The sequence below is a fragment of the Prevotella melaninogenica genome, assembly GCF_018127925.1.
Taxonomy (GTDB): Bacteria; Bacteroidota; Bacteroidia; order Bacteroidales; family Bacteroidaceae; genus Prevotella; species Prevotella melaninogenica_C.
This window is the reverse complement of sequence record NZ_CP072348.1, coordinates 603699-630629: the sequence shown is the minus strand read 5'-3', so window position 1 is coordinate 630629 and position 26931 is coordinate 603699. Positions and strand designations below refer to the sequence as shown.

The following is a 26931-nucleotide window of genomic DNA, read 5'->3' as shown; positions in this document are numbered from 1 at the left end:
GTAAACTATTTAAAGTGATTATGAAAGTATTTGACAAACTGTTGGATTGGTATCTTTCGAGGAATGCATTACCATATTGGGTTATATTGGCTATAGACATTGTTATCTGTTATCTTTCAGGTATCTTTGTCTTTTGGTTATATTATCATGGTGCTGTATCCCCTCAGCATATTGTTTTGTTAAGTAAAACAATCTTTATGTACATGATATTTAACCTTATTGGTTTTAGAATTTTTCGTACATATTCAGGGATTATTCGTTACTCTTCCTTTGTTGATTTGCAACGAGTAGTATTGGCTATGCTCCTCTCTCTTATTGTTGCAGAGGCAATGCATTATGTTGTTTATCATTGGGATCTTGAATTTGTTCGTCTTCAAGGAAGACAAATTGCAACAATGTATCTTGTTGCGACCATTGGTCTGATGGCCTTTCGTATATTAACAAAGTCAGTTTATGATGTCTTATTTAATACAGATAAAGGTATTCGCACTTTCATCTATGGTGTGAAGGATGGTGGTGTTGGTTTGGCAAAAAGTATTAGAAGTAATGTTCCACGTAAGTTCTTATTAAAGGGATTTATTGCACATGATCCAGATATCAAAGGTCGAATTCTCATGGGTGAGAAGATTTATCTTGTAGATGATAATCTTGCAGAACATATCAAAGCATTGAGAATAAAGGCAGTTTTAGTCTCTCCATTGCAAAATGAGCGCTTTCGTAATGATGCTAAGTTACAGGATATACTTTTAAGTCTTGGTGTACAAATCTTTATGAGTTCAGCAGAGAAAGAATGGACTCAAAATGATGATTATACAAAGGTTCAACTTAAGGAGATTAGTATTGAAGACTTGCTTCCACGTGATCAAATTAATGTTGACATGGATTCCATTGGTAATCTCTTACGTAATAAGAAGATTATGATTACTGGTTCTGCAGGTAGTATTGGTTCTGAGATGGTACGTCAGATTGCTGTCTATAAACCTGCAGAGCTAATCCTTATTGATCAGGCAGAGACACCTCAACATAACATTCGCTTGATGATGCAATTTGAATGGCCTGATATTAAGGCGCATACTATTGTTACAAGCATTTCTAATCAGGAAAGAATGGAGAAGATTTTCCAAACTTATAAGCCTGATTATGTATTCCATGCAGCTGCGTATAAGCATGTACCGATGATGGAAAATAATCCGTCTGAAAGTATACAAAATAACGTTTGGGGAACAAAAGTTATTGCAGACCTTAGTGTTAAGTACGGTGTTAAGAAATTTGTTATGGTTTCAACAGATAAAGCTGTAAACCCAACAAATGTAATGGGCTGCTCAAAGCGTATTTGTGAGATATACTGTCAGAGCCTTAACAAAATGATTAATGAGCAGGCAAATGGTAAACCTACTACACAATTTGTTACCACCCGTTTTGGTAATGTATTAGGTTCAAATGGTTCTGTTATTCCTTTGTTTGAAAAGCAGATAAAGGCTGGAGGACCTGTTACTGTTACAGATCCTAACATCATTCGATTCTTCATGTTGATTCCTGAAGCATGTAAATTGGTACTTGAAGCAGGTACACACGGAGGTGGTGGAGAAATCTTCGTGTTCGATATGGGTAAACCTGTTCGAATAGCTGATCTTGCTAAACGAATGATTAAGCTTTCCGGTGCTAAGAATATTGAAATTAAATATACAGGTTTGCGTGCTGGCGAGAAGCTATATGAAGAGGTCTTAAGTACAACTGAAAATACACTTCCAAGTTTCCACGAGAAGATTCGTATTGCAGAGGTACGTGAGTACGATTTTAATGAGGTAAACAAGCAGATAGAATCACTTATAGCTTTGAGTCACACCTACGATGATATGGCTATTGTTGAAAAAATGAAAGAAATTGTACCAGAGTATGTAAGTAATAATAGTAAATACTCTGTGCTCGATAAATAATCCTATATTATATATGACTCAGCTTCAGTCAACTTCTTATTCTAACTTTTTAAAACTTCTGAGAAGTGAGCTATGGCAAACTCCTCTGGAATTAACTTTGAGTCATTCTGAGTTTCTTTCAGTCTATGAGTTGGCTTCAAAGCAGGCTGTGTTAGGAATGGTTGCTAACAGCTTGATTCGGAATAACGTTAGTTTAGACCGAGAAGATGTTATGAAGGTGTTAGCAGTGCAGGGTAGGATAATAGCTTCTAATAAGGCTGTTAATTCAGAGTTACTTTTATTGTGTAAGCTATTTGTTGATAATGGTATAGAATCTATTGTTGTTAAAGGGCAGACTATAGGACGATATTATTCTAATCCTCTTGTTCGTACCCCAGGGGATATTGATTTCTATTGTAATGAAACAAATCTTCCTAAGGTTATATTAGCAATGGCAAATACTTGGGGTATTCATACAGAGGGAAAGCCATCAGAGCAACACTATGAGTTAGTTCATAACTCTATTATTTTAGAGTTACATCATTGCTTGATGAAGTTCGCAAGCAATAAATCTCAGAAAATATGGGATGAAATCTTTCGTTCATCTTCTCCTACCATTGTTGAAGTTGATGGGTGTTTGGTTCCAACGTTGGAACCAACTTTAAATGTATTGTATACTTTTCTTCATCTTTACCATCATCTTGTAGAGTTGGGAGTTGGATTACGTCAGTTCTCTGATGTTGCTGTTCTATTGAAAACGCATTATAATCTTATTGATAAGAAGAAATTCTTCGATTGGTTAGACGCATTAGATTTTAGAAAAGCTTTTGATGTTGTACAGTTGATATTGGTAAATATTTTGGGTATGGATGAAAAATATGCACTATCACCATTATCTTATGATAAGGATTCTTTGAAAGCAATGAATCAGTTTATGGATGTTGTATGGTTTGGTGGCAACTTTGGATTTCATGGTCATAATCGTAGATTTAAGTTTAAAATTCAATATTTTTCTATTACCACCTACAGAAAGTTGAAACTTTACTATCGATTTTACCGTTTTTCACCTCGAGAAATTAAAGCTTCTGTCTTTTCGTCTATTCCCCATAAAATACTTAAGGCCATCAAAGGAGATTTGAAAGGTATTTAATCAGGGTAGCTTCTTGTTACTATACCTATTTTGATGATGAAAGGATGTTACTTTAAGACTTATATTTAAGAGATTTTCTATTTGATAGTAAAAAGTGAATTTATAAAGATAAATAGCAGTGCCATACGTGAGCACCAATGGTGCTGTGCGTAAACACTAATGGTGTTCAGTACTAACACGATTGGTGTTTTAGTCTTTGTATTGTATCATCAAAGTTGAAATCGCGCTTGAGTAATTAGGTAATCCAGTTCAACTTCTATTGTGTTAGTATAAAGAAGGTGGGTATCATTTTGTAAGAGTCTTATCTTGCGCGAATATAAGTTTTACCATGACAGGATAATGATCAGAAATATTACGACGTGACTTACCAAGCCAATAGCTGTTGGTAAAGATAGCATAATGTGGAACTTTAAAATCAGAAGAAACGAAAATATGGTCAATTCGGGCTTTACTACGACTATCCTGCATAAAGTCATTCCATGTCCCAGTAGGTGCCATGCGTTGTAGAGCGTTGGTATAACAATCACGTAGAACCCCAGAGTTAGAGAAGATTTGATAGATTTCATCTGTTTGGTCTACATTAAAATCACCCGTCAAAATTGTAGGTAACCCTTTTGATAACTGATTAATGCGTTTTAAAATTAATTGAGCACTCTCTCTCCGTGCCACAGTACCCACATGGTCCATGTGAGTATTGAAGAAATAAAATTGTTTACCAGATATTTTATCTTGAAATTTTCCCCATGTGCAAATACGAATACACGCTGCATCCCATCCTAAAGAAGCTCTTTCTGGAGTAGGAGAGAGCCAGAAATTGCCACTATCTAATAAACTTAGTTGATCTTTCTTATAAAAGATTGCTGCATATTCTCCCTTTTCTTTACCATCGTCTCGTCCAACACCAATATAACCATAACCATCTAAGCCTTTCATTAAATCATGTAGTTGGTCTACAAGTACTTCTTGTGTACCAAATATTTCGGGTTGTTCAAAATTTATGAAGTCACATAATTGCGGATAGCGTTGTGCCCATGCGTTACCTTCTTTTTCGTCATTTGGATTGTTATAACGGATATTATAAGTGCCCACATAGAGTTGTTGAGCCGAAAGGCTACAGCTCAGTAGCAATGCAAAGAATAGTGTTGTTAGTTTATTCATGATTTAAGTTCTTTATTGTTCCACAATCTGTAATATACTTTTACATACAGTTTTATGTTTAGTGGTAATATAGTTAGCTTCTGCTTGTGTCTTACTTACTAAGCAAACTAATAAAAGGCATTAATAAAAAAGAAGTCCCCTCTCCTTAACAGGGGGAGGGGAGTGTCTTCTAAAATCTACTAATTATCTCCTCTGGCTTTACAAGCTCCTGTTCGCCAGTAGTCATATTCTTTAGTATTATCTTACCTTCTTGCATTTCTGTTTCACCTGCAAGGGCAACAAAACCAATGTTCTTTGCATTGGCATAGCTCATTTGTTTCTTCATTTTAGCCTTGTCAGGGAACATTTCAGTGCGAATACCAGCCCTACGTGCAGCTGCAACAATTGGCAGACAGTAGGCAGTTTCCTTCTCTCCGAAGTTAATAAAGAGAAGCTGTGTACCCTGTACGCTCTCCTTTGGATAGAGGTCGAGCGTATTAAGAACATCATAAATGCGGTCAGCACCAAAGCTAATTCCGACACCAGAGATACCTGGCATACCAAAGATACCAGTTAAGTTGTCATAACGTCCACCACCTGTGATAGAACCAATCTGTACATCAAGGGCCTTAACCTCAAAGATAGCACCTGTGTAATAGTTCAATCCACGTGCCAAAGTAAGGTCGAGCTGTATCTCATTGTTTAGTCCAGAGCCTTTCAATGTTTCAAGGATAAAACGCGTTTCTTCAACACCTTTTAGTCCAGTTTCACTCTCCTTCAAGACTTCTGCAATAACATCAAGTTTCTCTTCATTGGTTCCTTCTAACTTAATGATAGGTTGCAACTTCTCTATTGCTTCTTCAGAGATTCCGTTATTACGCAGTTCTTCGTTTACATTATCAAGTCCTATCTTATCAAGTTTGTCGATAGCAACTGTGATGTCAACAATCTTATCCTTCTCACCAATTACTTCAGCTATACCTGTGAGAATCTTTCTATTGTTAATCTTTATCTGTACGCGAATGCCAAACTCTGTAAATACAGTGTCAATGATCTGCATTAACTCCACCTCGTTTAATAATGAGTCAGAGCCTACTACATCGGCATCACACTGATAGAACTCACGATAACGGCCCTTCTGTGGACGGTCTGCACGCCATACTGGCTGTATTTGGTAACGCTTGAAAGGTAACTGCAACTCATCACGATGCATCACCACGTAGCGAGCAAAAGGTACTGTAAGGTCATAACGCAATCCCTTTTCGCAGAGTTTTGTCTGCATCTTAAGTGTATTGCGCTCCTTAAGTTCCTCATCGCTAACAGCCTTCAAGTAATCTCCTGAATTCAGAATCTTAAAGAGAAGTTTATCTCCTTCTTCACCATACTTGCCCATCAGCGTCTGTAAGGTCTCCATAGAAGGTGTCTCTATCTGCTGAAAGCCATAGAGAGCGTAAACACGCTTGATGGTATCAAATATGTAATTTCGTTTTGCCATCTCATCTGGACCGAAGTCGCGGGTACCCTTTGGGATGGAAGGTTTGTTTGCCATTTGTCTTGTATTTATGTTTTACGAATAAAATATATTAGGCTGTGAGAAACGAATATAAGCTTTTAGAATGCTTATAGCCGCCATTCACAGCCTAAACGGGATTATAAAACGATTGTCTGCTCGCGGTCAGGACCAACAGAGATAATACCAATGCGAGTCTCAAGATAGTTCTCAAGGAAAGCTACATACTCACGGAACTCCTCTGGGAATTCATCCTGTGACTTACATTTTGTCATATCTTTCTTCCAACCACGGAAATCCTTGTAGATTGGTTTCACGTTATCAATCTCGTAAGGGAAGTCCTTTGTTTCTGTACCATCTGGTAACTCGTATGCAACGCATGCCTTGATGGTTTCGAAGCTATCAAGAACATCGCTCTTCATCATAATAAGCTCAGTTACACCATTTACCATTACAGAGTAGCGAAGCTGAACAAGGTCAATCCAACCACAACGACGCTCACGTCCGGTAACAGCTCCATACTCATGGCCGAGATCACGAATGGTCTTTCCTGTCTCGTCAAATAATTCTGTTGGGAATGGACCAGAGCCGACACGAGTACAGTAGGCCTTCATAATACCATAGACATTGCCCACCTTATTAGGGCCAATACCAAGTCCTGTACAAGCACCTGCGCAAATTGTATTTGATGAAGTTACGAAAGGATAAGAACCAAAGTCTACGTCCAGCATTGTTCCTTGTGCACCTTCGCAAAGAATATGTTTACTTTCACGAAGGAGGTGGTTAATTTCATTTTCAGAATCAACAAACTTAAACTCCTTCATATATGCTATGCCTTCCATCCAAAGCTTCTCGGTCTCTTCTAAGCCCTCAAAGTCTGTCCAACCAAGTGCTGCAAGCATTTTCATATGACGCTCCTTATGAGTAGCATACTTTTGTTCGAAGTCGCAGAGGATATCACCAACACGTAAACCATTTCGACTGATCTTATCAGTATAAGTAGGACCAATACCCTTACCAGTAGTTCCAACCTTGTCTTTACCCTTTGCTGCTTCGTAAGCGCGGTCGAGGATACGATGTGTTGGCATGATAAGGTGGGCTTTCTTTGAGATATGTAGACGCTCCTTTAGAGGATGTCCACTCTTCTCAAGGTCTTTTGCTTCACCCATAAAGAGATCTGGAGCTAATACAACTCCATTACCAATGATGTTAACTTTGCCACCTTGGAAGATGCCTGATGGTATAGAACGCAGCACGTATTTCTGACCTTCGAACTCAAGAGTATGTCCTGCGTTCGGACCTCCTTGGAAACGAGCTACTACATCGTAGCGTGGTGTGAGCACGTCTACAACCTTACCTTTTCCTTCATCACCCCATTGGAGACCCAACAGGACGTCTACTTTACCTGTGTTCATTTGCTTTTATGTGAGTTTTTTACTTGTTTCTGTGTAAGAAACTTGCTTCTCTGACGCGACAAGGCAGCTTGGCAGCGTGAGCATATGCCATATATATATAAGGAGAAACCATCTCGGCGAAAGCGGTGGAACTTTGTGTTCTTTATAGCATCCGCAATCTCTGGGGAATCAACCTCTGTCACTGTTCCGCATAGCGTACAGATCTGATGGATATGATCTTCATTGTTATAGCATGCCTCATACTTGGTTTGACCGATAAAACGATGTCTGACTACGAGACGTAATTCGATGAAAAGACGCATCGTATTGTAAAGTGTGGCACGCGAAACTCGAAAATTATTCTTTTCAAGTGCTGCACCTAATTCATCTAAGGAGAAATGTTCTCCCATGTCATAGACCGCATCCAAGATGGCATATCGCTCTGAAGTCTTGCGATGATTGTTAGCTTCGAGGTATTCATCCAGAATGTCTCGAACTCTTTTTTTGACTATATCTTTAGTCACAACTTACTGATTAAATTCGCACAAAGTTACTATTTTTAAATGATATAACTACTATATAGTAATGAAAAAAAGTTAAAAACATTGTGCTTGAATAATAGTATAAAAGCTGTCTTGTAATTCTTTTTACATGTTTATTACACTATGGTATTATTCTTTATACAAGTACTATATCGAATTATTTTCATAAAAAAAGGTTCTTCAGTTAAATGCGTAGATTGTTAATAGAATGAGATTAATCCATATACATGGTATGATTACCCCCAATTAGAGGGTTTTAGAAAGGGGGATAAACTACATGACAAATATGATTAGGTGCGATGTCTATCTGTCTTTTATAAACAACTTACTCCCTTATTAATAGAAGTTTGTAAATTATTTTCGTGTGGGTCAAAGCCAAGACATGCTCTTTTGGCTTCTTAAAGACGCCTAATTGACTTGCAAAAGGTGCCCTTTAAGCTCCTTACTAATGCCCTTTTGATGTCTTATTAAGCACCTTTTACTTTACTACTTTGTAACTAATTGATTTCCTTATGGTTACAAACCTATATTTTGTATGTGTTTTTGCCGTTATTTATAGATGTCTTGCTTGAAGTTATGTAATGATTTTTCAATCTATTGTCTATTGATTATCGAAGTCTTAAAATGGAAAGGTTTTCAATGAAGTGGATGATAAATGGATAGAATGTTGACTGCCTAAGCCATGTTTTTGTTTAATGAGTAACTTCGTTTTTTCCTTTATAGCAATACGAAAAGCGTCTACACATTTAACAGAAGAACCCAAAAAACATTTCTCTTCATGGAAATAAGTAATTCTTGTCATGGACATAAATTCTTTTCTTCACGATAAAAATATATTAGATTTAGTCTAAATCATAATTTATGATGATTTTTTCTTTTTTCTTTACTTGTCTAATGAAAAATAATACATATCTTTGTGCACGAAACAAGATATAAATCCTATGAAACTAAAAACCATACCTACCAAATTGAAAAGTATGATAGATAAGTTTCTATCATGCATCTCATATCGGCAAAAGGTTACATTATCTATTTTGTGCGGTGTGATAGTAGGATTAACAGGGTTATTCTTTTATCTTCTACGTATGCATACCTATATAATAGGTGATGACCCAGCGGCATGTATTAATTGCCATATCATGTCACCTTATTATGCTACGTGGTCACACTCTGCACATGCTCGTAACACCACATGTAACGATTGTCACGTTCCTAATGATAACGTTGCTGCACACTATGCTTTTAAAGGTATGGATGGTATGAAGCATGTAGCTTATTTTGTTACATTTAATGAATCGCAAACTATTCAGGCAGAATCAGCATCGGCAGAAGTGATAATGGATAACTGCATCCGCTGCCATAAACAATTAAATCAAGAGTTTGTAAATACAGGCAGAATAGATTACATGGAGGCTCAGCGTGGTGAAGGTAAAGCCTGCTGGGATTGTCATCGTGATGTAGCACACATGAAGATGAATTCTCTCTCAAGCACCCCTGGTGCAGAATATGTGGAACCAATGCCACCTTCTCCTGTTCCAGATTGGTTGCAAAAAGTGTTAGGAAAGAAAAAATAAGAACTAAAAATCGATAATTATGGCAAAGACATTAAAGAAATGGCAAGGCTGGCTACTCTTTGGAGGAGCAATGGTTCTCGTGTTCATTCTTGGACTGCTCTGTTCTTCAATGCTTGAAAGAAGAGCTGAGGTTGTAAGTGTGTTCAACAACAGACGTACACCGATGACTGACTCCATTGTATCTCAGAATGAGAAATTTGCAGCTGATTTCCCACGTGAATATGAGACGTGGGCAATGACAGAAGACACAAGTTTCGTGAGTAAGTACAATTCTTCCCAGGAAGTAGATGTACTGGCAGAGAGACCCGAAATGGTTATCCTATGGGCTGGCTATTCTTTCTCAAGAGGGTATAATACACCACGTGGACACCGTCATTGTATTGATGACTTACGTAAGATTATGCGTACAGGAAGTCCAGGTGTTGATGGACAAGATGACATACAGCCAGGAACCTGTTGGACCTGCAAGGGTCCTGATGTTCCACGTCTAATGCGTGAGAAAGGAACTGATAAATTCTATGCTGCCAAGTGGAGCGACTGGGGACCAGAGGTCATGAACACCGTCGGTTGCTCTGACTGCCATGATGCAAGGACGATGGAACTTCGTCCCGCTCGTCCTGCTCTCTATGAGGCATGGGCTCGTGTCGGTAAAGACGTGAGAAAAGCCAGCCATCAAGAGATGCGTAGCCTGGTCTGCGCACAGTGCCACACGGAATACTACTTCGAGAAAGAGAATGGCAACTATCTACATTTCCCTCAAGAAAAGGGTATGACGTGTGAGGCAGCAGAGGAATACTACGATAGTATTGGCTTCTATGATTACATTAATCCATTATCAAAGGCGAAGATTCTAAAGGCACAGCACCCTGGTTATGAATTGTATTTACAGGGAATCCATGGACAGCGTGGTGTTTCATGTGCTGATTGTCATATGCCTTACATCTCTGAGGGTGGTGTGAAATATACAGATCATCATATTACAAGTCCATTAGCAAACATCAGTCGTACTTGCCAGACTTGTCACCGTCAAGATGCTGAAACACTTCGTCAGAATGTATATGAGCGTCAACAGAAGATTTATGACTTCCGTACTCATGTCGAAAGAGAACTTGCTGCAGCACATATTGAAGCTAAATTTGCATGGGAAAAGGGTGCAACTGAGGCTGAGATGGAGCCTGTTTTGAAAGATCTTCGTAAGGGTCAGTGGCGTTGGGACTATGCCGTTGCCAGCCACGGTGCTGCTTTCCATGCTCCACAAGAAGTAATGCGACTCCTTGGAAGTGCAATGGAATATGCAAAGGATGCACGCTTACAGATCGCACGTGTAGTTGCTCGTCACGGCTTTACAGGACAGATTCCTCTTCCTGACGTTTCTACTAAGGCTAAGGCACAGTCTTACATTGGCTTAGATATGACTAAGCTTAATGCACAAAAGAAGCAGTTCCTTGACACTATCGTTCCGAAGTGGATAGAGCAGGCACGCAAGAATAAGCGGTTTATAACTAAACCGATGTAAACAAACTACACCCAGGATTCCTTCCCATTAGGGGAGGAATCTTGTTCAGTAAAATAGGAATATTCTATTTGAAGAATATTCTTGTATCCTAATATTTTATATATCAAAACGAAATCATTTATCTGCTCGTACTTCACAAACATAAAATAAAGTTTTTCAAGACCTTATTAATAGTGGGGGAGAGCCTCTTTTACTATGTGGAATAAACCTTATACACTTAGAGAAGGTACAGCAATAGTCGTTGGTTTATTGGTTACAGGTGGATTATTACAGGTAACAATAGGTCCCTTAGAGTGGGGTATCTTTGCTTGGCCAGCCAACATTATTACATTAATCTTACTCGTATTGGCACTTATCATAGTCTATGCACTTCGTAAGCGGTCTTATTTCTGTCGTTTCATGTCAACCATGCAAGCGGCGATTCCAGCTATTGCTACAGCTGCAATACTCACTCTTCTTATGGGACTTACCAAACAAGTGGCAGAGGGGAAAGCTCCCATTGACCCACTTGGTCTAACAAAGATGCTTAATTTCTGGCCGTTTATCCTTGTTTACCTATGGATGACAGCCATTGTTGGTGAAGTCACTTTGAATCAAATAGCACATTTCTCTTGGCGTCGCTTGCCAACACTAACGAGTCATGTCGGACTGTTCCTTGTTCTTACATGCGGTACACTTGGTAGTGCAGATATGCTTCGAGTAAAGATGTTTTGCGAGCAAGGACAGGTTGAGTGGCGTGGTCTTGATGCTTTTAGTGCTGTTCATCACCTCCCTGTGGCAATACAGCTGGAGAAGTTTACCATTGATGAATATCCACCTAAGCTCATGCTTATTGACAATATGGGACTTCCGCTTCCTAAAGGAAAGCCAGAGAATATTCTTTTAGATAAGAATGTAAAGTCTGGTCAACTGTTAGATTGTAAGATTGAGGTTCTCAAGCGCATTGATAATGCTATGCCAGTTATGCTTAGTAAGATGGTGGGTAAGATACCTGGTGGTATGATGGGCAATATCCGTATGGACTCTTTAGGACAGGCACGTAATAAGGATGGCTATATAGCTTCGGATGCAACAGGTACTGCTTGTGCGATATTGGTGAAGGTCACTACTGGCAATGCACCCTACAAGGGTGTGCAGCATAGCTACACTGGTTGGCTCACTTGTGGAAGCTATCTTTTCCCTTATCAGTCTTTGAAACTTAGTGATGGTAGAAGATTGGTTATGCCAAATCGTGAGCCACGTCGTTTCGCTTCACTTGTTGACATCTATACACAGGATGGAAAGAATATTCACACCGAGATAGAGGTTAACAAACCTTTTAGTATTGATGGATGGAAAATCTATCAGTTAAGTTATAATGAACAAATGGGCAAGTGGAGTAATCTAAGTATCTTTGAGATTGTAACAGACCCTTGGATGCCAGTTGTCTATGTAGGTATATTCATGTTGTTATTTGGAGCTGTTGGAATGTTCTTGACAGCAAGTCGTAAGAAGGAGGTTAAGCTATGATTTGGAGTTATTTTATCATATTTGCAGTTGTATCAGTAGTTTTATGGGCTATAGGTGCATGGGCTGCATGGCGTAACCGTCGTATCTTAGCGTTTGGCGCAACAGGTCTTGGACTTGTAATCTTCTTTTCCTACATTCTCATTATGTGGATAACATTGGAACGTCCACCACTTCGAACGATGGGAGAAACGCGTTTATGGTATAGTTTTTTCCTTCCTTTGGCAGGTATTATTGTCTTTAGTCGTTGGCAGTATAAATGGATATTGAGCTTCTCAACACTTCTTGCAACAGTGTTTGTATGTGTTAATATCTTCAAGCCTGAGATTCATTCCAAGACGCTTATGCCTGCCTTGCAGAGTCCATGGTTTGCTCCTCATGTAATTGTGTATATGATGGCATACGCACTTTTGGGTGCAGCAGTAGTCATGTCGGTCTATCTTCTTTTCTTTAAGAAGGGAACTGATACAGATAAAGAGATGGAGATAACTGACAATCTTGCCTACGTTGGACTATCATTTATGACACTTGGTATGCTTATGGGTGCTTTGTGGGCAAAAGAGGCATGGGGACATTATTGGTCATGGGACCCAAAGGAGACATGGGCTGCTATTACTTGGCTTGCTTATTTGGTCTATGTTCACTATCGTCAGTATCGTCCTCGCATTGTTCGCCCAGCCTTATGGGTACTCATTATAGCCTTCATCTTACTGCAGATGTGCTGGTGGGGAATTAATTATCTGCCGTCAGCGCAAGGTGTGAGTGTACATACATATAACTTAAATTAAAAGACTTTACTCCAAATCGGTTCATTAGAAGGTTATTTCTTAATTCTAATGAACCGATTTTGTTTTACTCATATAGCTTCTCTTGATATTATCATTAAGTCATATTTTTGACAAAATCCTTTGTTCTTCCATATCTTTTTTATACTTTTGACGACTGAATTCAACAATAATAAGATGAGACAGATTATTAATCACTTTACAGACGATGACCTTTATAAGCTTACAATGTGCTGCGCTGTCATTGACAATTATCCACGTGCACATGTTTGCTATCAGTTTGTTGACCGTGACGATACGGTCTACCCAGAAGGTTTTGCACGTGAAGTGGAACATCAAATAGAGTTACTTGAGACGGTTGTTATTACCGACGAAGAAATAAACTTTCTTCGACAGAAGTGCAATTATCTTCCAGAATGGTTCTTGACATACCTTCGCGGCTTTCGCTTTTCACGTGAGTGGGTGAAGGTATGGCAGGATGAGGATGGGCATCTTCATATTGAGTTTGAAGGATTATGGGCTGATACTATTCTGTTAGAGGTAAAGGTTCTTGCCATCATTTCAGAGCTATTCTATATGTTTAACGACCAAGCTCAGGAGTTTGATTATCAAGAACTTTACGATAAGACTTACCATAAGACAGAGCGATTACTTGAGGCTGGATGTGTATTCTCAGACTTTGGTACACGTCGCCGTGCCAGCCTTACAGCAGAGGATACTGCTGTTCGTGCTATGAAGGACTGTTATGACAGTCGCGAATGGAAAGGACGCTTTGTCGGCACCAGCAATATTCACCTTGCCATGAAGTATAATCTTATGCCTGTTGGTACGATGGCGCATGAGTTTATTTGTGCTATTGGCGGTATGTTTGGCCCTCAGATGGCAAACTATATGGCCATGGAAGCATGGCGTAGGACTTATCGAGGTGCTTTGGGAACTTACCTTTACGATTCCTTTGGGTGGGATATATTTTCTTATAACTTCTCTGAAGACTTTGCTAATCAGTTCAAGGGGTTGCGCATAGACTCTGGTGATAACTTTGAGCAGTTAGAGAAGATTATTGCAAAATATAATTCTTTCGGTATTGATGCACGTGATAAGCAGGTGCTATTCTCAAATGCTTTAGATACGGATAAGGCTATTGAGATACAGCGTTATGCTGAGAATCGAGTGAAGCCTTCATTTGGCATTGGTACTCACTTCACCAATGATTTCCCACATGTAAAGCCAATGAACATTGTTATTAAGTTGGTCGCTGTAAAGATTACGGAGTCATGGCCGTTCTATAACGAGACCTGTAAGATCTCTGAAGATAAAGGTAAGCATACGGGTAAGCCAGAGGTTATCAAGCGATTCATGGAGGCAATCAATTATAAAGAGTAGATTTCTATCTAATTTTTACCTCGAATATTGCAGAGGGATACTTCAAAAGGCGATAATAAGTTGATGAATTAATGTCATTACTTATTATCGCCTTTTGAAGTTATATTGCTCTTAATCTATTATCAAGGTCATATTTTAAGAATAGCAAATAATGATAATCATACTTATGAAGTGTAGTAGTAATCATAATTATGAATTATATCTTTGCTCCAGACTCTATCTTGTTCAATCCCTTCTGATAGTAGATATAGTAAAGTATGCCTGACAGTGTTAAACCAAATGGGAAGGCAAACCAGACACCGACCAGCTGATAGTTCATAACGACTCCAAAGAGATAGCCTAAAGGTAGAGATACGATGAAGAAAGAAACAAACGCAATCCAAATTAATGGACGAATATTAGCTGTACCACGCATTGCGTTGGCATAATTACACTGCAAGCCATCACCAAACTGATAAATCATAAATGGAATAATCGTCATAGAAACCATTGAAATAACGTTTACGTTATCAGTGAAAAGACCACCGATGATATGACGGCAAATAAAGATTGGCACAGAAGTGAGTATGGCAAGCAAGAAAACCAAATGTATTCCTGCCGTTGCTGTTCGTCTTACAGCAAGATAGTCACGTTGTCCCATGAAGTTACTAATGCGTACTGCTACCGCTGCTGCCAAGCCATAGTAGATCATGTAGCCTAACTGTGAAATCGTCAACATAACCTGATGAGCCGCTAAGGATTCTGTACCGAACCAGCCAACCATCAAGCTTGAAAGGCTAAAGGCAGCAGTTTCCATACCCATTTGTAATGCTAAAGGAATACCAAGAACTGTAATCTGCTTGAAGTCTGCATATTTCACCTGGCCCAAGCTCCATCCCTTCTTGTATTCTTTATATTTCCTACTAAAGAAGAAGATGCCTACCATAATGAAAGCCATCACAATACGTGAAATCATTGTAGATAGTCCTGCACCAACCAATCCCATCTCTGGAAGTCCTAAATGACCATAGATAAGTACCCAGTTACCAAAGATATTCATTACATTTCCTGCAACAAGAATCCACATTGCCACCTTTGTGTCAGTGATACCATCGGTGAACTGGCGGAAAGTATTAAACCAACATACAAATGGGAGAGATACAAGTTGGATAAGGAAGTAAGGTCGTATGAGTGGTAATAACTCTTCTGGCTGTCCCAAACGGTGAATGTTCAAGTACAGAACAATCATAATGGCAGATAAAAGTATTGCCATACAGGTGTTAGCTGCAGCAGCACTCTTCATTACTTCACCAATACGATGCGTCTTATCCTGTCCATACAGAATACCAACAAGTGCTGTAATAGCATATGTAAAGCCAATAGCAAAAATAATGACTAACGTAAACATATTGTTGACAAATGCCGCTGCAGCCAATTCTTCTGTACTATGATGTCCAATCATAAGTGTATCGGCAAAGTTAAGAATAAGGTTTCCTAATTGTCCGATAATGATTGGAACGCCTAAATAAGTAAGGTTACGATAGTGTGTTTCGTACTTTGAAAATTGATATGACATACTAATTTTTGCTATTTATTATCCTAAGTGTGCTGCAAAGGTACGAAAAAATATTGTATTTTCATACAATTTTCATAAATTACTTTATCTTAGTTGAGGATAAAAAAGAGGTGTATAGGATAAGAAAAGACCACTTTCTCTATTCTCTGGCGGTTTATTTATTGGGTTAAAAGAGTGTTTTTACAAGTAAGAAAGTCCACCTTTATTATATAAGAAACATAAAAATCCATCCAAAGTCTTTTCATGAAGTAATTAGGAGTAAAGCCCTCTAATATTATCGTTTTAGCCCGAATCGGTTAGGAAACAAAACCATAGTAAGAGAACAATACATTTTGTGTCTAATGACCGATTCGGGTTTATGAGGACGATAATGTACAAACGAAAAGAGGAGACCCTGTGGTCTCCTCAAAACAATATAGTATTTGTTTTAATGATTTACAAGTCAAACTTGTAGCCCAAAGTAATCTGGAATACGCTGTTCTTAGCATCAGTCAATTTGAAAGCCTTGCTAACACCCCAATTGTAACGAGCATCAAGCTGGAAATTGTTGTATTCGTAAGAAAGACCTACTGGGATAGAAACATCTACAGACTGTGCCTTTGCTGGATTTTCAACTGCATCAAGATTATTTACCTTAATTTTGTTGCTAACATTAAATCCAGGCTGAACACCCAATTTAACAGCAAGACCTTTAACAACATAAACGTTTGCCATGATAGGAACGTTAATGTAATCAAGGCGGTTTGTTGCATCAACTAAATTAGCGAAATTAGCTTTTGCACCCTGCATAGAGTAGAGTACACCTGCACTTACAGAGAAGATGTCACTTGCCTGATACTCACCCTCAACACCAGATACAAGACCTACACGAGGGTCTGAGCCCTTAACCTCTGTAAGATTAGCAATACTAACACCAACCTTTGGCTGAAGGTTGAATGAACCGACTGCATGCTGTGCGAATGTAGATACTGATGAAAGCATCAGTGCTGCTACAACTAAAATCTTTTTCATAACTCTTTGTTTTTTATTAAGTATATTTTATTCTATAGTTATCCTTTATTATACTCCTCGTTTATAAGCCTTTTAAAGCCTCCAATAGAGAAGTTTTATATTGAATATTTCGTTAATTATGTGCGCAAAATTAAACGAAACTAATGTAACTTCAAAGGTTTTTGCGTTAAATATTATTTATATGATACAATAACAAAGAAAATACATAGAAAAAGGTGGGTTGAAAAAGATATTTCTTTCAATCCACCTTATTATATACCTAATACTGACCTTATAATCTTTATGAGGATTATAAGATTCTAATATTTACTTCACCTGGCAACTAAGTTCCTTACCCTCTGATAGTTCTTTTACACTGCTAAGGGTTGAAACAGCGATATTGTAGAGCGCTTCCTTTGTAAAGAATGCTTGATGAGAGGTCAATACAACGTTTGGAACCATCAGTAAGCGAGCCAATACGTCATCGTCAATCATCTTGTCGCTCTTATCCTCATAGAAGTACTCCTTCTCCTCTTCATAAACGTCAAGACCAGCTGAACCCACCTGCTTTGTACGCAAGCCTTCGATAAGGTCTTCTGTGTGGATAAGCTGACCACGACCAGTATTGATAATCATCACACCCTTCTTCATTTTCGCAATACTTTCCTTATTGATAAGGAACTTTGTGTCTGGTGTCAATGGGCAGTGGAGGGAGATGATATCACTATTCGCATAAAGTTCGTCAAGTTGAACAACCTTCACATTATACTGCTTTGCAAACTCTTGATCTGGATAGAGATCGTATGCCATAATATTCATACCAAAGCCGTGAAGAATCTTGATAAGCTCTTTAGCAATACGCCCCATACCAACAACACCTGCTGTCTTACCATACATGTCGAAGCCTAACAAACCATGTAATGTAAAATTTCCATCACGTGTACGGTTCACAGCACGATAAATCTTACGGTTAAGACTTAGCATCAGCGCTACAGCATACTCAGCAACAGCATGTGGAGAGTAAGCAGGTACGTGTGTCACCTTAATACGACCTTCAGCAGCTTTAAGGTCAACATTATTGAAACCAGCACATCTAAGAGCTACAAGTTTTACACCATTGTTCACTAATTCATCAATAACTCTTGCATCGCACTCTGCATTTACGAAAATACAAACCACGTCTGCACCCTTTGCCAAAGGCACAGTACTAATACTGAGACGCTCTTGATAATAGCGAATATCGAAATTATAATCTTTGTTTACTTCGTTGAAAGACTCGATGTCATACGACTTTGCGTCGAAAAATGCTATCCTCATTGCTATTTACCTAATTTAATTATTATAAGTGCTATAGATAATCCTTTATACGGTAAAAGGATTTCTTTATTTCTTTCTGATTCCTCAGGTAATCTTTAATGTGTAAGTTATCCAACTTACTTAAGACAATGCAAAGGTACACATAATTTGTAATTCTTGCAAATAATTATCTTTTATAGTTGTTCCTTATGAGATAGGACAGTTTACCATTTAGCAGAAATGAAAGCTATAATACTATGATAGTTTTAATTTTATTTTGCTGTCACTTTTAACAGTTCGTGTAGACTTGTTATAAACCAACAAGTTACAACCTATAATCTGATGATGGGAGTGACAGGAAATCTATTTTAGAGAATTTGTGTTGTTATGAGAAAGTAGAAAGTTGGAATGAATTGATGACGTAGCGTATAATGGTTCAGAATTACTCATGATTAAGTTTTTTCACCTTGATAACGTCCCTTATCAACAAGTCTCTTTTCTTCGCTAAGAAAAAGAGCCTTTATAAAGCTTTCTTCTCTTTTCTGATCAATTTGTAAAGGCTCAGCACATATGGTGCGGAAGCCCAACACCAATGGTGCGGATGGTAAACACCAATAGTGCGAAAGGTGAAGAGTGAAACAAGATGAAAGGTATTTTTATTTATTAGAGGAATAATAAAAGGTCAATTGAAGAATCTTTTTTATTGAGTTTGAATTCATATTAGTCTGAACTTAATTAAAGAAGTGTTCGAATATGGTTCAGATATTCATCTACTTGTGGGTCTGACATACGCTTCCATATATCTCCTAATAACGCAACACCACCAAAGTGCCATTCTTTGACAAGTGGAATGTTATTAGCAGTTATACCTCCCAAGGCAATTACTTTCTCGTCAATTACATTCTCGATAGCAGCCTGCTTAAGTAAGGTAGGGGAGAAGGCTGCATGATATCCAACCTTAGAAATACTATCAAAGATAGGACTCAAGAATACATAGTCTTTTGAGTCTTTTTGTGTTATAACTTCCTCTATTGTATGACAAGAGCAAGAGATGCTTCCATGATAAGCATTGGGAGCTACAGAACAGCGCCGATTCAAGTGAATACCATGAAGCTTATATTCTTCTGCCAATTCGAAATGTTCGTGCAGAACGATTCTACTGTGCCACTGTTCGGGTATTTGAAGAAGAAGCTGCTTGTAGGCTTCTAATGATGCTTCTGGCTTACGCAGATGCAATAAGTCAAGCCCTTGTGAAAAGAGTTTACTTATGAAGGTAGCCTCTCCCGATAAAAACTCGGGAGAGGTAATGGTTATCCATTTCATTAGATGATATTTATTTCTTTAGTTTATCTATAATCAAATCGGCTACCTTCTTGCCAGATAGTAACATACCACCAAATATTGGACCCATTCTTGGAGTTCCTGCTGCGGCTGAAGAAGCCATACCACAGACATAGAGCCCAGGGTAAATTTCATGTGTTCCTTCAACGACCATGCGTTCGCCTTCAGCCACATCTAAGGACTTTTCACCCACAACTCCGCCTGTAGTAGTGTCAAGTTGGATACCATTCTTACGTGCTACAACTTTACATATCTCGCTGTCGTGACCAGTACCATCAATCACACATTTAGACATGATGTTTAATGGGTCAACATGTAGTCCTTCACGAAGAACCGGAGTCCAATTGACTACAACACCACCTACAACATCATTCTTGAAAACAACATCTTCAACAGAATAGCAGTTGAAGATTGTTGCACCAGCATGAGCTGCATGATAAAGCAAAGCGGAGGTACTTTCAACGGAGTCAATGGTGTAAAGTTCGTTTTCATAAGGCTGATAGCTGATGTTGAAGTCCTTGACAATGTGCAACGCTTCTTCCTGTATAACGATTTGGTTAAACATCATTGCACCACCCCACATACCTCCGCCAGGTGACAGCTTACGATCGAATAGAGCTGTTTTTAACCCTGTTTTTGCCAGATAATAAGCTGCAACGATGCCTGAAGGACCACCACCAACGATGGCAACATCAAGTTGTAAATTACGCTGAAGTTTGTCGAAATAGGTACTAATAATACCTTTTGATACTTGTGTCTCAATCATAATAAAATTATATTTATGGATAATTGTTATTCTTTTGCTTATTCCTCACAGTTCTTGAGAGAATGACTAATACGAGCAGCACAGAAGTGTGGACCGCACATTGTACAATAGTTCGCATCAACTGAGTTGCTTGCTTTGTAATATTCAAGCGCACGTTCTGGGTCAAGTGCTAAGTTAAACTGGTCTTTCCAACGGAAGTCATAACGTGCTTTACTCAATGCATTATCACGGATAGAAGCACTTGGATGACCCTTTGCAAGGTCTGCTGCGTGAGCAGCTATCTTATAAGTGATGACACCAATACGTACATCTTCTTTCTCAGGCAGGGCAAGATGCTCCTTTGGTGTTACATAACATAGCATGGCAGTACCGTACCATCCTATGAGAGATGCACCAATAGCAGACGTGATATGATCGTAAGCTGGAGCAATATCAGTGACAAGTGGACCTAATGTATAGAAGGGTGCACCATGGCACTTATCAATCTGTCGGTCCATATTCTCTTTGATTTTATGCATTGGAACATGACCTGGACCTTCAATAAAGACCTGTACATTCTTATCCCATGCACGCTCAACTAATTCGCCCATCGTGTCAAGTTCAGCAAATTGAGCCGCATCATTCGCATCGTGCGTACAACCGGGACGTAGTCCGTCTCCCAATGATATTGCAACATCATACCTTGCACAGATATCACATATATCATCAAAATGCTCATAGAGGAAACTCTCTTTCTGATGTTCCTTGCACCATTTAGAGATAATACTACCACCACGACTTACGATACCTGTCAATCGATTGTCAGCAAGATGTATATTCTTTAGTCGTATGCCACAATGAATTGTAAAGTAATCCACTCCTTGTTCGCACTGTTCAATCAAGGTATCACGGAAGATTTCCCAGTTAAGAGCTTCAATCTTTCCATTAACTTTCTCAAAAGCTTGATACATAGGTACTGTTCCAACAGGGACAGGACAGTTGCGAAGAATCCGTTCTCGTGTTTCATGGATATCCTTACCTGTAGATAAATCCATTAATGTATCGCAACCCCATTTACAACTCCAAACCGCCTTTTCAATCTCTTGTTCGATATCAGAAGATGTGGAGGAATTGCCGATATTGGCGTTTATCTTCACAAGAAAGTTTGTCCCGATAATCATTGGTTCAGACTCTGGATGCTTTGTGTTAGCTGGTATTACAGCCCTTCCTTCGGCAATTTCCTTGCATACAAACGCTGGAGTGATACGCGTGTCGATACCCAATTCCTCACAATTCATATTCTCTCTGATGGCAACATATTCCATCTCCTCAGTTATAATACCCTGTTTGGCGAAATACATTTGGGTCTGTCTTTCCTTACGTTTTATGACCCAAGACTGTCGTAGTTTAGGCAGTCCGCACTCTAAGTTGATATCAATATTAGGATCACTGTAAGCTCCACTGGTATCATATATATACACAGGAGCATTGTTTTCCTCACATCTTTCTCCTTTCTTGATAGTAACAGTAGGAGTAAGATGTACTTTACGCATACCCACTTTGAGCTCAGGATAGAGTCTTCCACTTAGGTAAACCTTCTCAGAGGAAGGATAACTAAACTTGAATTCTGTTTTCATTTATTGTTTGATTTAAGTTCATTGATAAATCTTTTCATTGTGGTAACTGGCTTATCATCATTGTTAGCATTAAGGATAGCACCACTAATAGCTACGCCACTTACCCCTGTCTGCATTATATCCGATACATCTTGTAGAAGTATACCACCAATAGCAATGACAGGGATATTAATCCCGTAAGCAGTCATTTGCTCAATGATACGGCTATAGCCATTTAACCCTAAGATAGGAGATAGCTTTTTCTTGGTAGTAGTAAAGCGGAATGGACCGCAACCAATGTAGTCTGCTCCAGCAGAATAGATACGTTTGACATCCTCAAAAGTATTTGCTGTACCACCAATGATTTTATCCTTTCCAAGAAGACGACGTGCTTTATCGATAGGCATATCGTTCTTACCAAGATGCACACCATCAGCTCCTGACCTTTCTACCAGTTCTACATAGTCATCAAGAAGGAAGACTGCATCGTATTGTCTGCATAGTTTTCTCGTACTTTCTGCAGTCTTCAGAATCTCCTCTTCTGAAGCATCCTTCATTCGAAGTTGAATCCATCGGCATCCTCCTTCAAGTGCCATACGAACGCCATCTAAGTAATCATAGCGATTATTGGCATGTGTAATAAATTGTATCATAAAGTTATTAGTTTCTCAGGATTAAAGAAATGGTTAACAGGTCCGTGTCCTTCGCCTATATGAATATCCTTACCAGCCGCCAATGTTTGAGAAAGATAGTGTTTTGCAGCAGCTATGGCATCAGCTAAATTCAGTCCACGTGCTATAAAGGAAGTGATAGCAGAGGAGAGGGTACAGCCTGTTCCATGAGTGTTTTGGGTGTCTATTGTCTTATGGGTAAAAGTTTGTACTATTCCATTCGTCATATATAATCGGTCTATCTTTCTATCTCCTGTCATATGTCCTCCTTTTATCAAGACAGCTTTACAGCCCAAACTCAGGATTCTTTGTGCTGCTATATCCATGTCATCAATGTTTTTTATTTTCATGTTTGACAATATTTCTGCCTCAGGAAGATTAGGGGTCAGTAGGGTAGACATAGGAAGCAAGGATTGACAAAATAGTTCTAAAGCATCTTGTTTCATAAGTCTAAAGCCACTTGTAGATACCATAATCGGATCAATCACTGTCGGAATGTTCGGATAAAACTTCAGCGTATCAGCTATGGCGTGTATAGTAACACTGTCATTTACCATCCCAACCTTTACAGCATCAGGTTTTATATCTTCCATAACCGCCTTAATCTGCTCTGCAACGATAAAAGGGCTCACCCCATGAACAGCCTGTACACCTTTCGTATTTTGCACAGTAATAGATGTAATAGCAGTTGCTGCATAGACGCCTAAGGCTGACATAGTCTTTATGTCTGCTTGTATTCCAGCTCCACCGCTACAGTCAGAGCCTGCAATTGTCAATGCACAAATATATCTCATGCACCATATCGGTTTGTAGAGGTACGTCTATTGCAGTTTTTCAAAAGATGATACGAGATAGAAAACAGTCTCATCAATGACGAAGAAAGTGTAAGTATAGAATGAGACAATCCCTGCGGCTGCATTATCAGCGTCAGGTTCTATGGGTATAATCTCAGCAACACAACCGTGAAGCACCCCTTGTTTCTTAATTTATTTATTTGTTGACAAAAGTATATGTTATTACTTAAATAAGAAATAGTTACCTGATATTTAACTTATATTTAACGTTTAGCACGTCATATTATATAGCTCCCTCCCTAATTAAAAGCCTATGTTTGCCAAGGAGTTGATGCCCCGCACATATGGTGTTGATGGTAAACACCAATGGTGTTGGGTACTAAATGCCTTGCAATAGTTATCCAAAGTGAAAGCTATTTATTGTTGCCATACCTCAGATATAGTCATTATTCTCTATTCTTGACCTTTTTATAGGAGTTTTCAATACATATATTGCAGAAAAATATGTAAATTTGCACTTATATTAGCGTTAATCAACACACATTTAAATCGTGAATAATTCTTCCACTATAAAGGGTTATGGTTATGCCAGCCTTTCTGCAATTACGTTCGGTACTATCCCGCTTTTCTCTATTCCTGTAATGGAATCGGGAATGTTATTGCCGTCAGTTTTAATCTATCGTTTCGCCTTCGGTTGTCTTTTTATGATGGCGATCCTCTTATGGCGTAAGCAAAATCTACATATACGATGGGGAGATGGACTCCGTATCACGTTCCTTTCGATTCTGTATGCTGTGTCGGCTGTATGCCTTTTCAGTAGTTACGAATATATGCCTGGTGGTATAGCTACTACCCTGCTGTTCTCTTATCCGGTATGGACGGAGGTTCTTCTCATTCTTTTCTTTAACGAAAAACTTACAATTCGCATATCCTTAGCCATTTTACTTGCTATTGCTGGTGTAGCTTTTCTTGGTGGAATAGGGCATACAGACGGTATTAAGTCGATGTGGGGTGTTACACTTGCCATGTCGTCAGGACTGCTGTATGCTATCTATATGGTACTTTTCCCTAACATGCGTATTCGTAAATTGCCAGCGTTGAAGGTTAATTTCTATATCTTCTTTATGGCAATGTTGCTACTAATCCTTTATGCAACATTTACGACAGGAGGGGTACAACGAATCACGAATGCAGACTCTTTCCTTTCACTGATACTATTGGGTTTGATTCCAACCACTATCAGTAATGTTACGTTGGTTCGTTCACTCACCTTGATTGATTCTGCCAGTGTTGCTATCTTAGGAGCCTTTGAGCCACTCACTGCAATGACTATTGGTATCACACTCATGGGCGAACCACTCACAACATCTATTATTATTGGTTGTGTACTTATCATTACTTCCGTAATCATTCTTATCACAAAGGGCAAAACCTTACCTAATCCTCTTAGGAAATATGCCGAACATCAAGAATAAAAACATACTATGGCATCTTCTTGCCATTGCTATTGTCGCCGTATGGGGCACTACCTTTGTAAACACGAAGGTGCTTTATAACAGTGGGGTGACACCGTTGGAAATCTTTTTCCTACGCTTTGTTATTGCCTATATTTGTATATGGTTTATCTCGCCACGTCAGCTTTTTTCTCGTACATGGCGTGATGAGTTAATCATGGTTTTATTAGGTATAACGGGAGGTTCGGTGTTCTTCCTTGCTGAAAACTATGCTGTGGGACTTACCTATGTCAATAACGTTAGTTTCATTGTTTGTACTGCACCACTGCTTACAGTACTACTTGGTATTACCTTTGTGAAGAGTATTAAAGCAAGTTGGTCACTGATTCTCGGTTCGCTAATAGCTTTAATGGGTGTTGCCATCGTTATCTTCAATGGTAGTTTTGTCCTACATCTGAATCCTTGGGGCGACCTCCTCACGTTATTGGCATCATTATGTTGGGCTGTCTATTCCTTACTAATGAAGAAGATATCAAACAGTTATTCAGCTGTTTTTATAACACGTAAGATTTTCTTCTACGGACTTGTAACGGTATTGCCAGCCTTTCTTTTTGACCCATGGACGGCAACTACTTCCATGCTTCTTACACCGAAAGTAATCTTAAACCTATTGTTCCTTGGTCTTGTAGCGTCTTTCCTTTGCTTTGTTCTATGGACATTAGTCATTGCGAAGATTGGTGCCATGACATCATCGAACTATCTATACCTAAACCCTATCACCACAGTAGCAACCAGTGCTATCTTCCTCAACGAGCCAATGACAGCCATAGCCTATGTCGGAAGTGCGTTGATATTAATAGGTGTGGCGGTGTCGAATAAATAATAGTAGTATTTTGTAGACACTAACTGTTAGATAAGAAACGAGTAGGGGAGCAAGTTCTCCTTTCTATAAATCCGTCTTAAACTATATTGTCTTTCAATAATAACTTAGTCATAATATGAGAAAAATAGTATTGATTACTGGTGCTACCAGTGGAATTGGCGAAGCCTGCGCACGTAAGTTTGCACAAGGAGGGTATGATGTTATCATTACTGGCCGTAGAGCACAACTCCTTGCTAACCTAAAGAAAGAACTCGAAGCAGAAGGAGTGAGAGTGTTAGCACTTGCTTTTGACGTACGAAATCGTAATGCGGCAACTGCAGCTATCAACAGTCTACCACTCGAATGGCAGCAGATTGATGTCTTAATTAACAATGCTGGTTTGGCTCTTGGCTTAGAACCTGAATACGAAGGTAGCTTTGAAGATTGGGAAACGATGATTGATACCAATATCAAAGGACTCTTAACCATGACACGCCTTGTTGTTCCAAGAATGGTAAAACGTGACAGCGGACATGTTATTAACATCGGTTCTGTGGCTGGTGATGCAGCCTATGCAGGCGGTAATGTCTATTGTGGTACAAAGGCAGCGGTAAAGACGATTACCGACGGACTCCGTATTGACCTTGCACATACCTCTGTACGTGTAACGAATGTAAAACCAGGATTGGTAGAGACCCACTTCTCTAACGTACGTTTCCATGGCAATGATTCTCGTGCAGAAAAAGTATATGAAGGTGTTAAGCCACTCACTGGTGCCGATATTGCTGAGGTTGTGTTCTATGCTGCTTCCGCTCCTGCCCATGTTCAGATTGCCGAAGTGCTCGTTCTTGCTACGCATCAGGCAAGCGGAAGTGTGTTACATAGAGATACATCAAAGTAAGTCTCTCTCCTCTGATTTACTTAAAGATTGCATTTAACGAAAAGAAGAGAGGATACTTCCACTTGTAAGAGCGATATAAAAGGATATATTGGTTATGGGAATACAAGTTTATAATCTAATGTAGATATATCTAATAGACGTATAAACTTATATTCCCATTTGTCTTATTCAATTCAAATTGGACTATAAACACTTACTTTTTAGAATAGCCAGTGTTTGAATTTATTTTACATTACTCCTTAATCTCTTTATAGAAATTAGGTAAAAACACGTCGTTTTGTTTATCTTCGCAA

The 26931-nt window shown here is 38.9% G+C and carries 22 protein-coding genes and 1 riboswitch; of the genes, 10 read left to right on the top strand and 12 right to left on the bottom strand.

Features of this window, described 5'->3' with window-relative positions:
- The first annotated feature begins 20 nt into the window (after window positions 1-20).
- Complete coding sequence (locus J4861_RS08090) at window positions 21-1937, top strand: polysaccharide biosynthesis protein (RefSeq protein WP_211817552.1); 1917 nt, start codon at window positions 21-23, stop codon at window positions 1935-1937.
- A gap of 13 nt (window positions 1938-1950) precedes the next feature.
- The gene (locus J4861_RS08085) at window positions 1951-3066 is read left to right on the top strand and encodes a nucleotidyltransferase family protein (RefSeq protein ID WP_211817551.1); all 1116 of its coding nucleotides are present in this window, start codon (window positions 1951-1953) and stop codon (window positions 3064-3066) included.
- A gap of 285 nt (window positions 3067-3351) precedes the next feature.
- On the opposite strand, the gene J4861_RS08080 is transcribed toward J4861_RS08085, so the two are convergent.
- The 4 genes from J4861_RS08080 to J4861_RS08065 all read right to left on the bottom strand — a co-directional run bounded on the left by J4861_RS08080 (window position 3352) and on the right by J4861_RS08065 (window position 7631).
- Window positions 3352-4224 (bottom strand): endonuclease/exonuclease/phosphatase family protein, encoded by an 873-nt coding sequence (locus J4861_RS08080; RefSeq protein WP_211817550.1) that lies wholly within the window; start codon window positions 4222-4224, stop codon window positions 3352-3354.
- Window positions 4225-4393: 169 nt separating this feature from the next.
- Entirely contained in the window at window positions 4394-5752 is a 1359-nt protein-coding gene (gene hisS / locus J4861_RS08075; RefSeq protein WP_211817549.1) for a histidine--tRNA ligase, read from the bottom strand.
- Between the two features lie 101 nt (window positions 5753-5853).
- Entirely contained in the window at window positions 5854-7128 is a 1275-nt protein-coding gene (locus J4861_RS08070; RefSeq protein WP_211817548.1) for an adenylosuccinate synthase, read from the bottom strand.
- Window positions 7125-7631: a Fur family transcriptional regulator gene (locus J4861_RS08065; RefSeq protein WP_013263943.1), complete on the bottom strand. Its 507-nt coding sequence runs from the start codon at window positions 7629-7631 to the stop codon at window positions 7125-7127. Before J4861_RS08065 ends, J4861_RS08070 begins: the two co-directional genes overlap by 4 nt.
- A gap of 959 nt (window positions 7632-8590) precedes the next feature.
- Here J4861_RS08065 and nrfH point away from each other — a divergent pair.
- The 5 genes from nrfH to pncB all read left to right on the top strand — a co-directional run bounded on the left by nrfH (window position 8591) and on the right by pncB (window position 14413).
- Window positions 8591-9223, top strand: coding sequence for a cytochrome c nitrite reductase small subunit (gene nrfH / locus J4861_RS08060; RefSeq protein ID WP_211817547.1), 633 nt, complete (start codon window positions 8591-8593; stop codon window positions 9221-9223).
- A 19-nt stretch (window positions 9224-9242) separates the two neighbouring features.
- Window positions 9243-10739: an ammonia-forming cytochrome c nitrite reductase gene (nrfA, locus tag J4861_RS08055; RefSeq protein ID WP_036925488.1), complete on the top strand. Its 1497-nt coding sequence runs from the start codon at window positions 9243-9245 to the stop codon at window positions 10737-10739.
- Window positions 10740-10934: 195 nt separating this feature from the next.
- Entirely contained in the window at window positions 10935-12248 is a 1314-nt protein-coding gene (locus tag J4861_RS08050) for a cytochrome c biogenesis ResB family protein (RefSeq protein WP_211817546.1), read from the top strand.
- Window positions 12245-13033 (top strand): cytochrome c biogenesis protein CcsA, encoded by a 789-nt coding sequence (ccsA, locus tag J4861_RS08045; protein WP_211817545.1) that lies wholly within the window; start codon window positions 12245-12247, stop codon window positions 13031-13033. The genes J4861_RS08050 and ccsA overlap by 4 nt, the downstream gene beginning before the upstream one ends.
- Before the next feature lie 174 nt (window positions 13034-13207).
- Entirely contained in the window at window positions 13208-14413 is a 1206-nt protein-coding gene (pncB, locus tag J4861_RS08040) for a nicotinate phosphoribosyltransferase (protein ID WP_211817544.1), read from the top strand.
- Window positions 14414-14609: 196 nt separating this feature from the next.
- Here pncB and J4861_RS08035 read toward each other — a convergent pair whose 3' ends face one another.
- The 8 genes from J4861_RS08035 to thiD form a co-directional block, all read right to left on the bottom strand.
- Window positions 14610-15968 carry an MATE family efflux transporter gene (locus J4861_RS08035; protein WP_211817543.1) on the bottom strand — a complete coding sequence of 453 codons (1359 nt, stop codon included), beginning with the start codon at window positions 15966-15968 and terminating at the stop codon, window positions 14610-14612.
- Window positions 15969-16403: 435 nt separating this feature from the next.
- On the bottom strand, window positions 16404-16979 hold the full coding sequence (locus J4861_RS08030) for a porin family protein (protein ID WP_211817542.1): 576 nt from the start codon (window positions 16977-16979) through the stop codon (window positions 16404-16406).
- Window positions 16980-17285: 306 nt separating this feature from the next.
- Complete coding sequence (locus J4861_RS08025; protein WP_036864285.1) at window positions 17286-18275, bottom strand: 2-hydroxyacid dehydrogenase; 990 nt, start codon at window positions 18273-18275, stop codon at window positions 17286-17288.
- Window positions 18276-18989: 714 nt separating this feature from the next.
- Entirely contained in the window at window positions 18990-19577 is a 588-nt protein-coding gene (locus tag J4861_RS08020; protein ID WP_211817541.1) for a thiamine phosphate synthase, read from the bottom strand.
- Between the two features lie 10 nt (window positions 19578-19587).
- Window positions 19588-20361, bottom strand: a complete 774-nt coding sequence (locus tag J4861_RS08015) for a sulfide-dependent adenosine diphosphate thiazole synthase (protein WP_211817540.1) — start codon at window positions 20359-20361, stop codon at window positions 19588-19590.
- Window positions 20362-20399: 38 nt separating this feature from the next.
- Entirely contained in the window at window positions 20400-21977 is a 1578-nt protein-coding gene (thiC, locus tag J4861_RS08010) for a phosphomethylpyrimidine synthase ThiC (RefSeq protein ID WP_211817539.1), read from the bottom strand.
- Window positions 21974-22609 carry a thiamine phosphate synthase gene (locus J4861_RS08005; protein WP_211817538.1) on the bottom strand — a complete coding sequence of 212 codons (636 nt, stop codon included), beginning with the start codon at window positions 22607-22609 and terminating at the stop codon, window positions 21974-21976. The genes thiC and J4861_RS08005 overlap by 4 nt, the downstream gene beginning before the upstream one ends.
- Window positions 22606-23421, bottom strand: a complete 816-nt coding sequence (gene thiD, locus J4861_RS08000) for a bifunctional hydroxymethylpyrimidine kinase/phosphomethylpyrimidine kinase (RefSeq protein WP_211817537.1) — start codon at window positions 23419-23421, stop codon at window positions 22606-22608. Before thiD ends, J4861_RS08005 begins: the two co-directional genes overlap by 4 nt.
- A 92-nt stretch (window positions 23422-23513) precedes the next feature.
- Window positions 23514-23612, bottom strand: a riboswitch (TPP riboswitch).
- A gap of 360 nt (window positions 23613-23972) precedes the next feature.
- Here thiD and J4861_RS07995 point away from each other — a divergent pair.
- From J4861_RS07995 to J4861_RS07985, 3 genes are all read left to right on the top strand, one after another.
- Entirely contained in the window at window positions 23973-24896 is a 924-nt protein-coding gene (locus J4861_RS07995; RefSeq protein ID WP_036922986.1) for a DMT family transporter, read from the top strand.
- On the top strand, window positions 24877-25758 hold the full coding sequence (locus J4861_RS07990; protein WP_211817536.1) for a DMT family transporter: 882 nt from the start codon (window positions 24877-24879) through the stop codon (window positions 25756-25758). Before J4861_RS07995 ends, J4861_RS07990 begins: the two co-directional genes overlap by 20 nt.
- A gap of 115 nt (window positions 25759-25873) precedes the next feature.
- Window positions 25874-26638 carry an SDR family oxidoreductase gene (locus J4861_RS07985; protein ID WP_211817535.1) on the top strand — a complete coding sequence of 255 codons (765 nt, stop codon included), beginning with the start codon at window positions 25874-25876 and terminating at the stop codon, window positions 26636-26638.
- Window positions 26639-26931 lie beyond the last annotated feature (293 nt).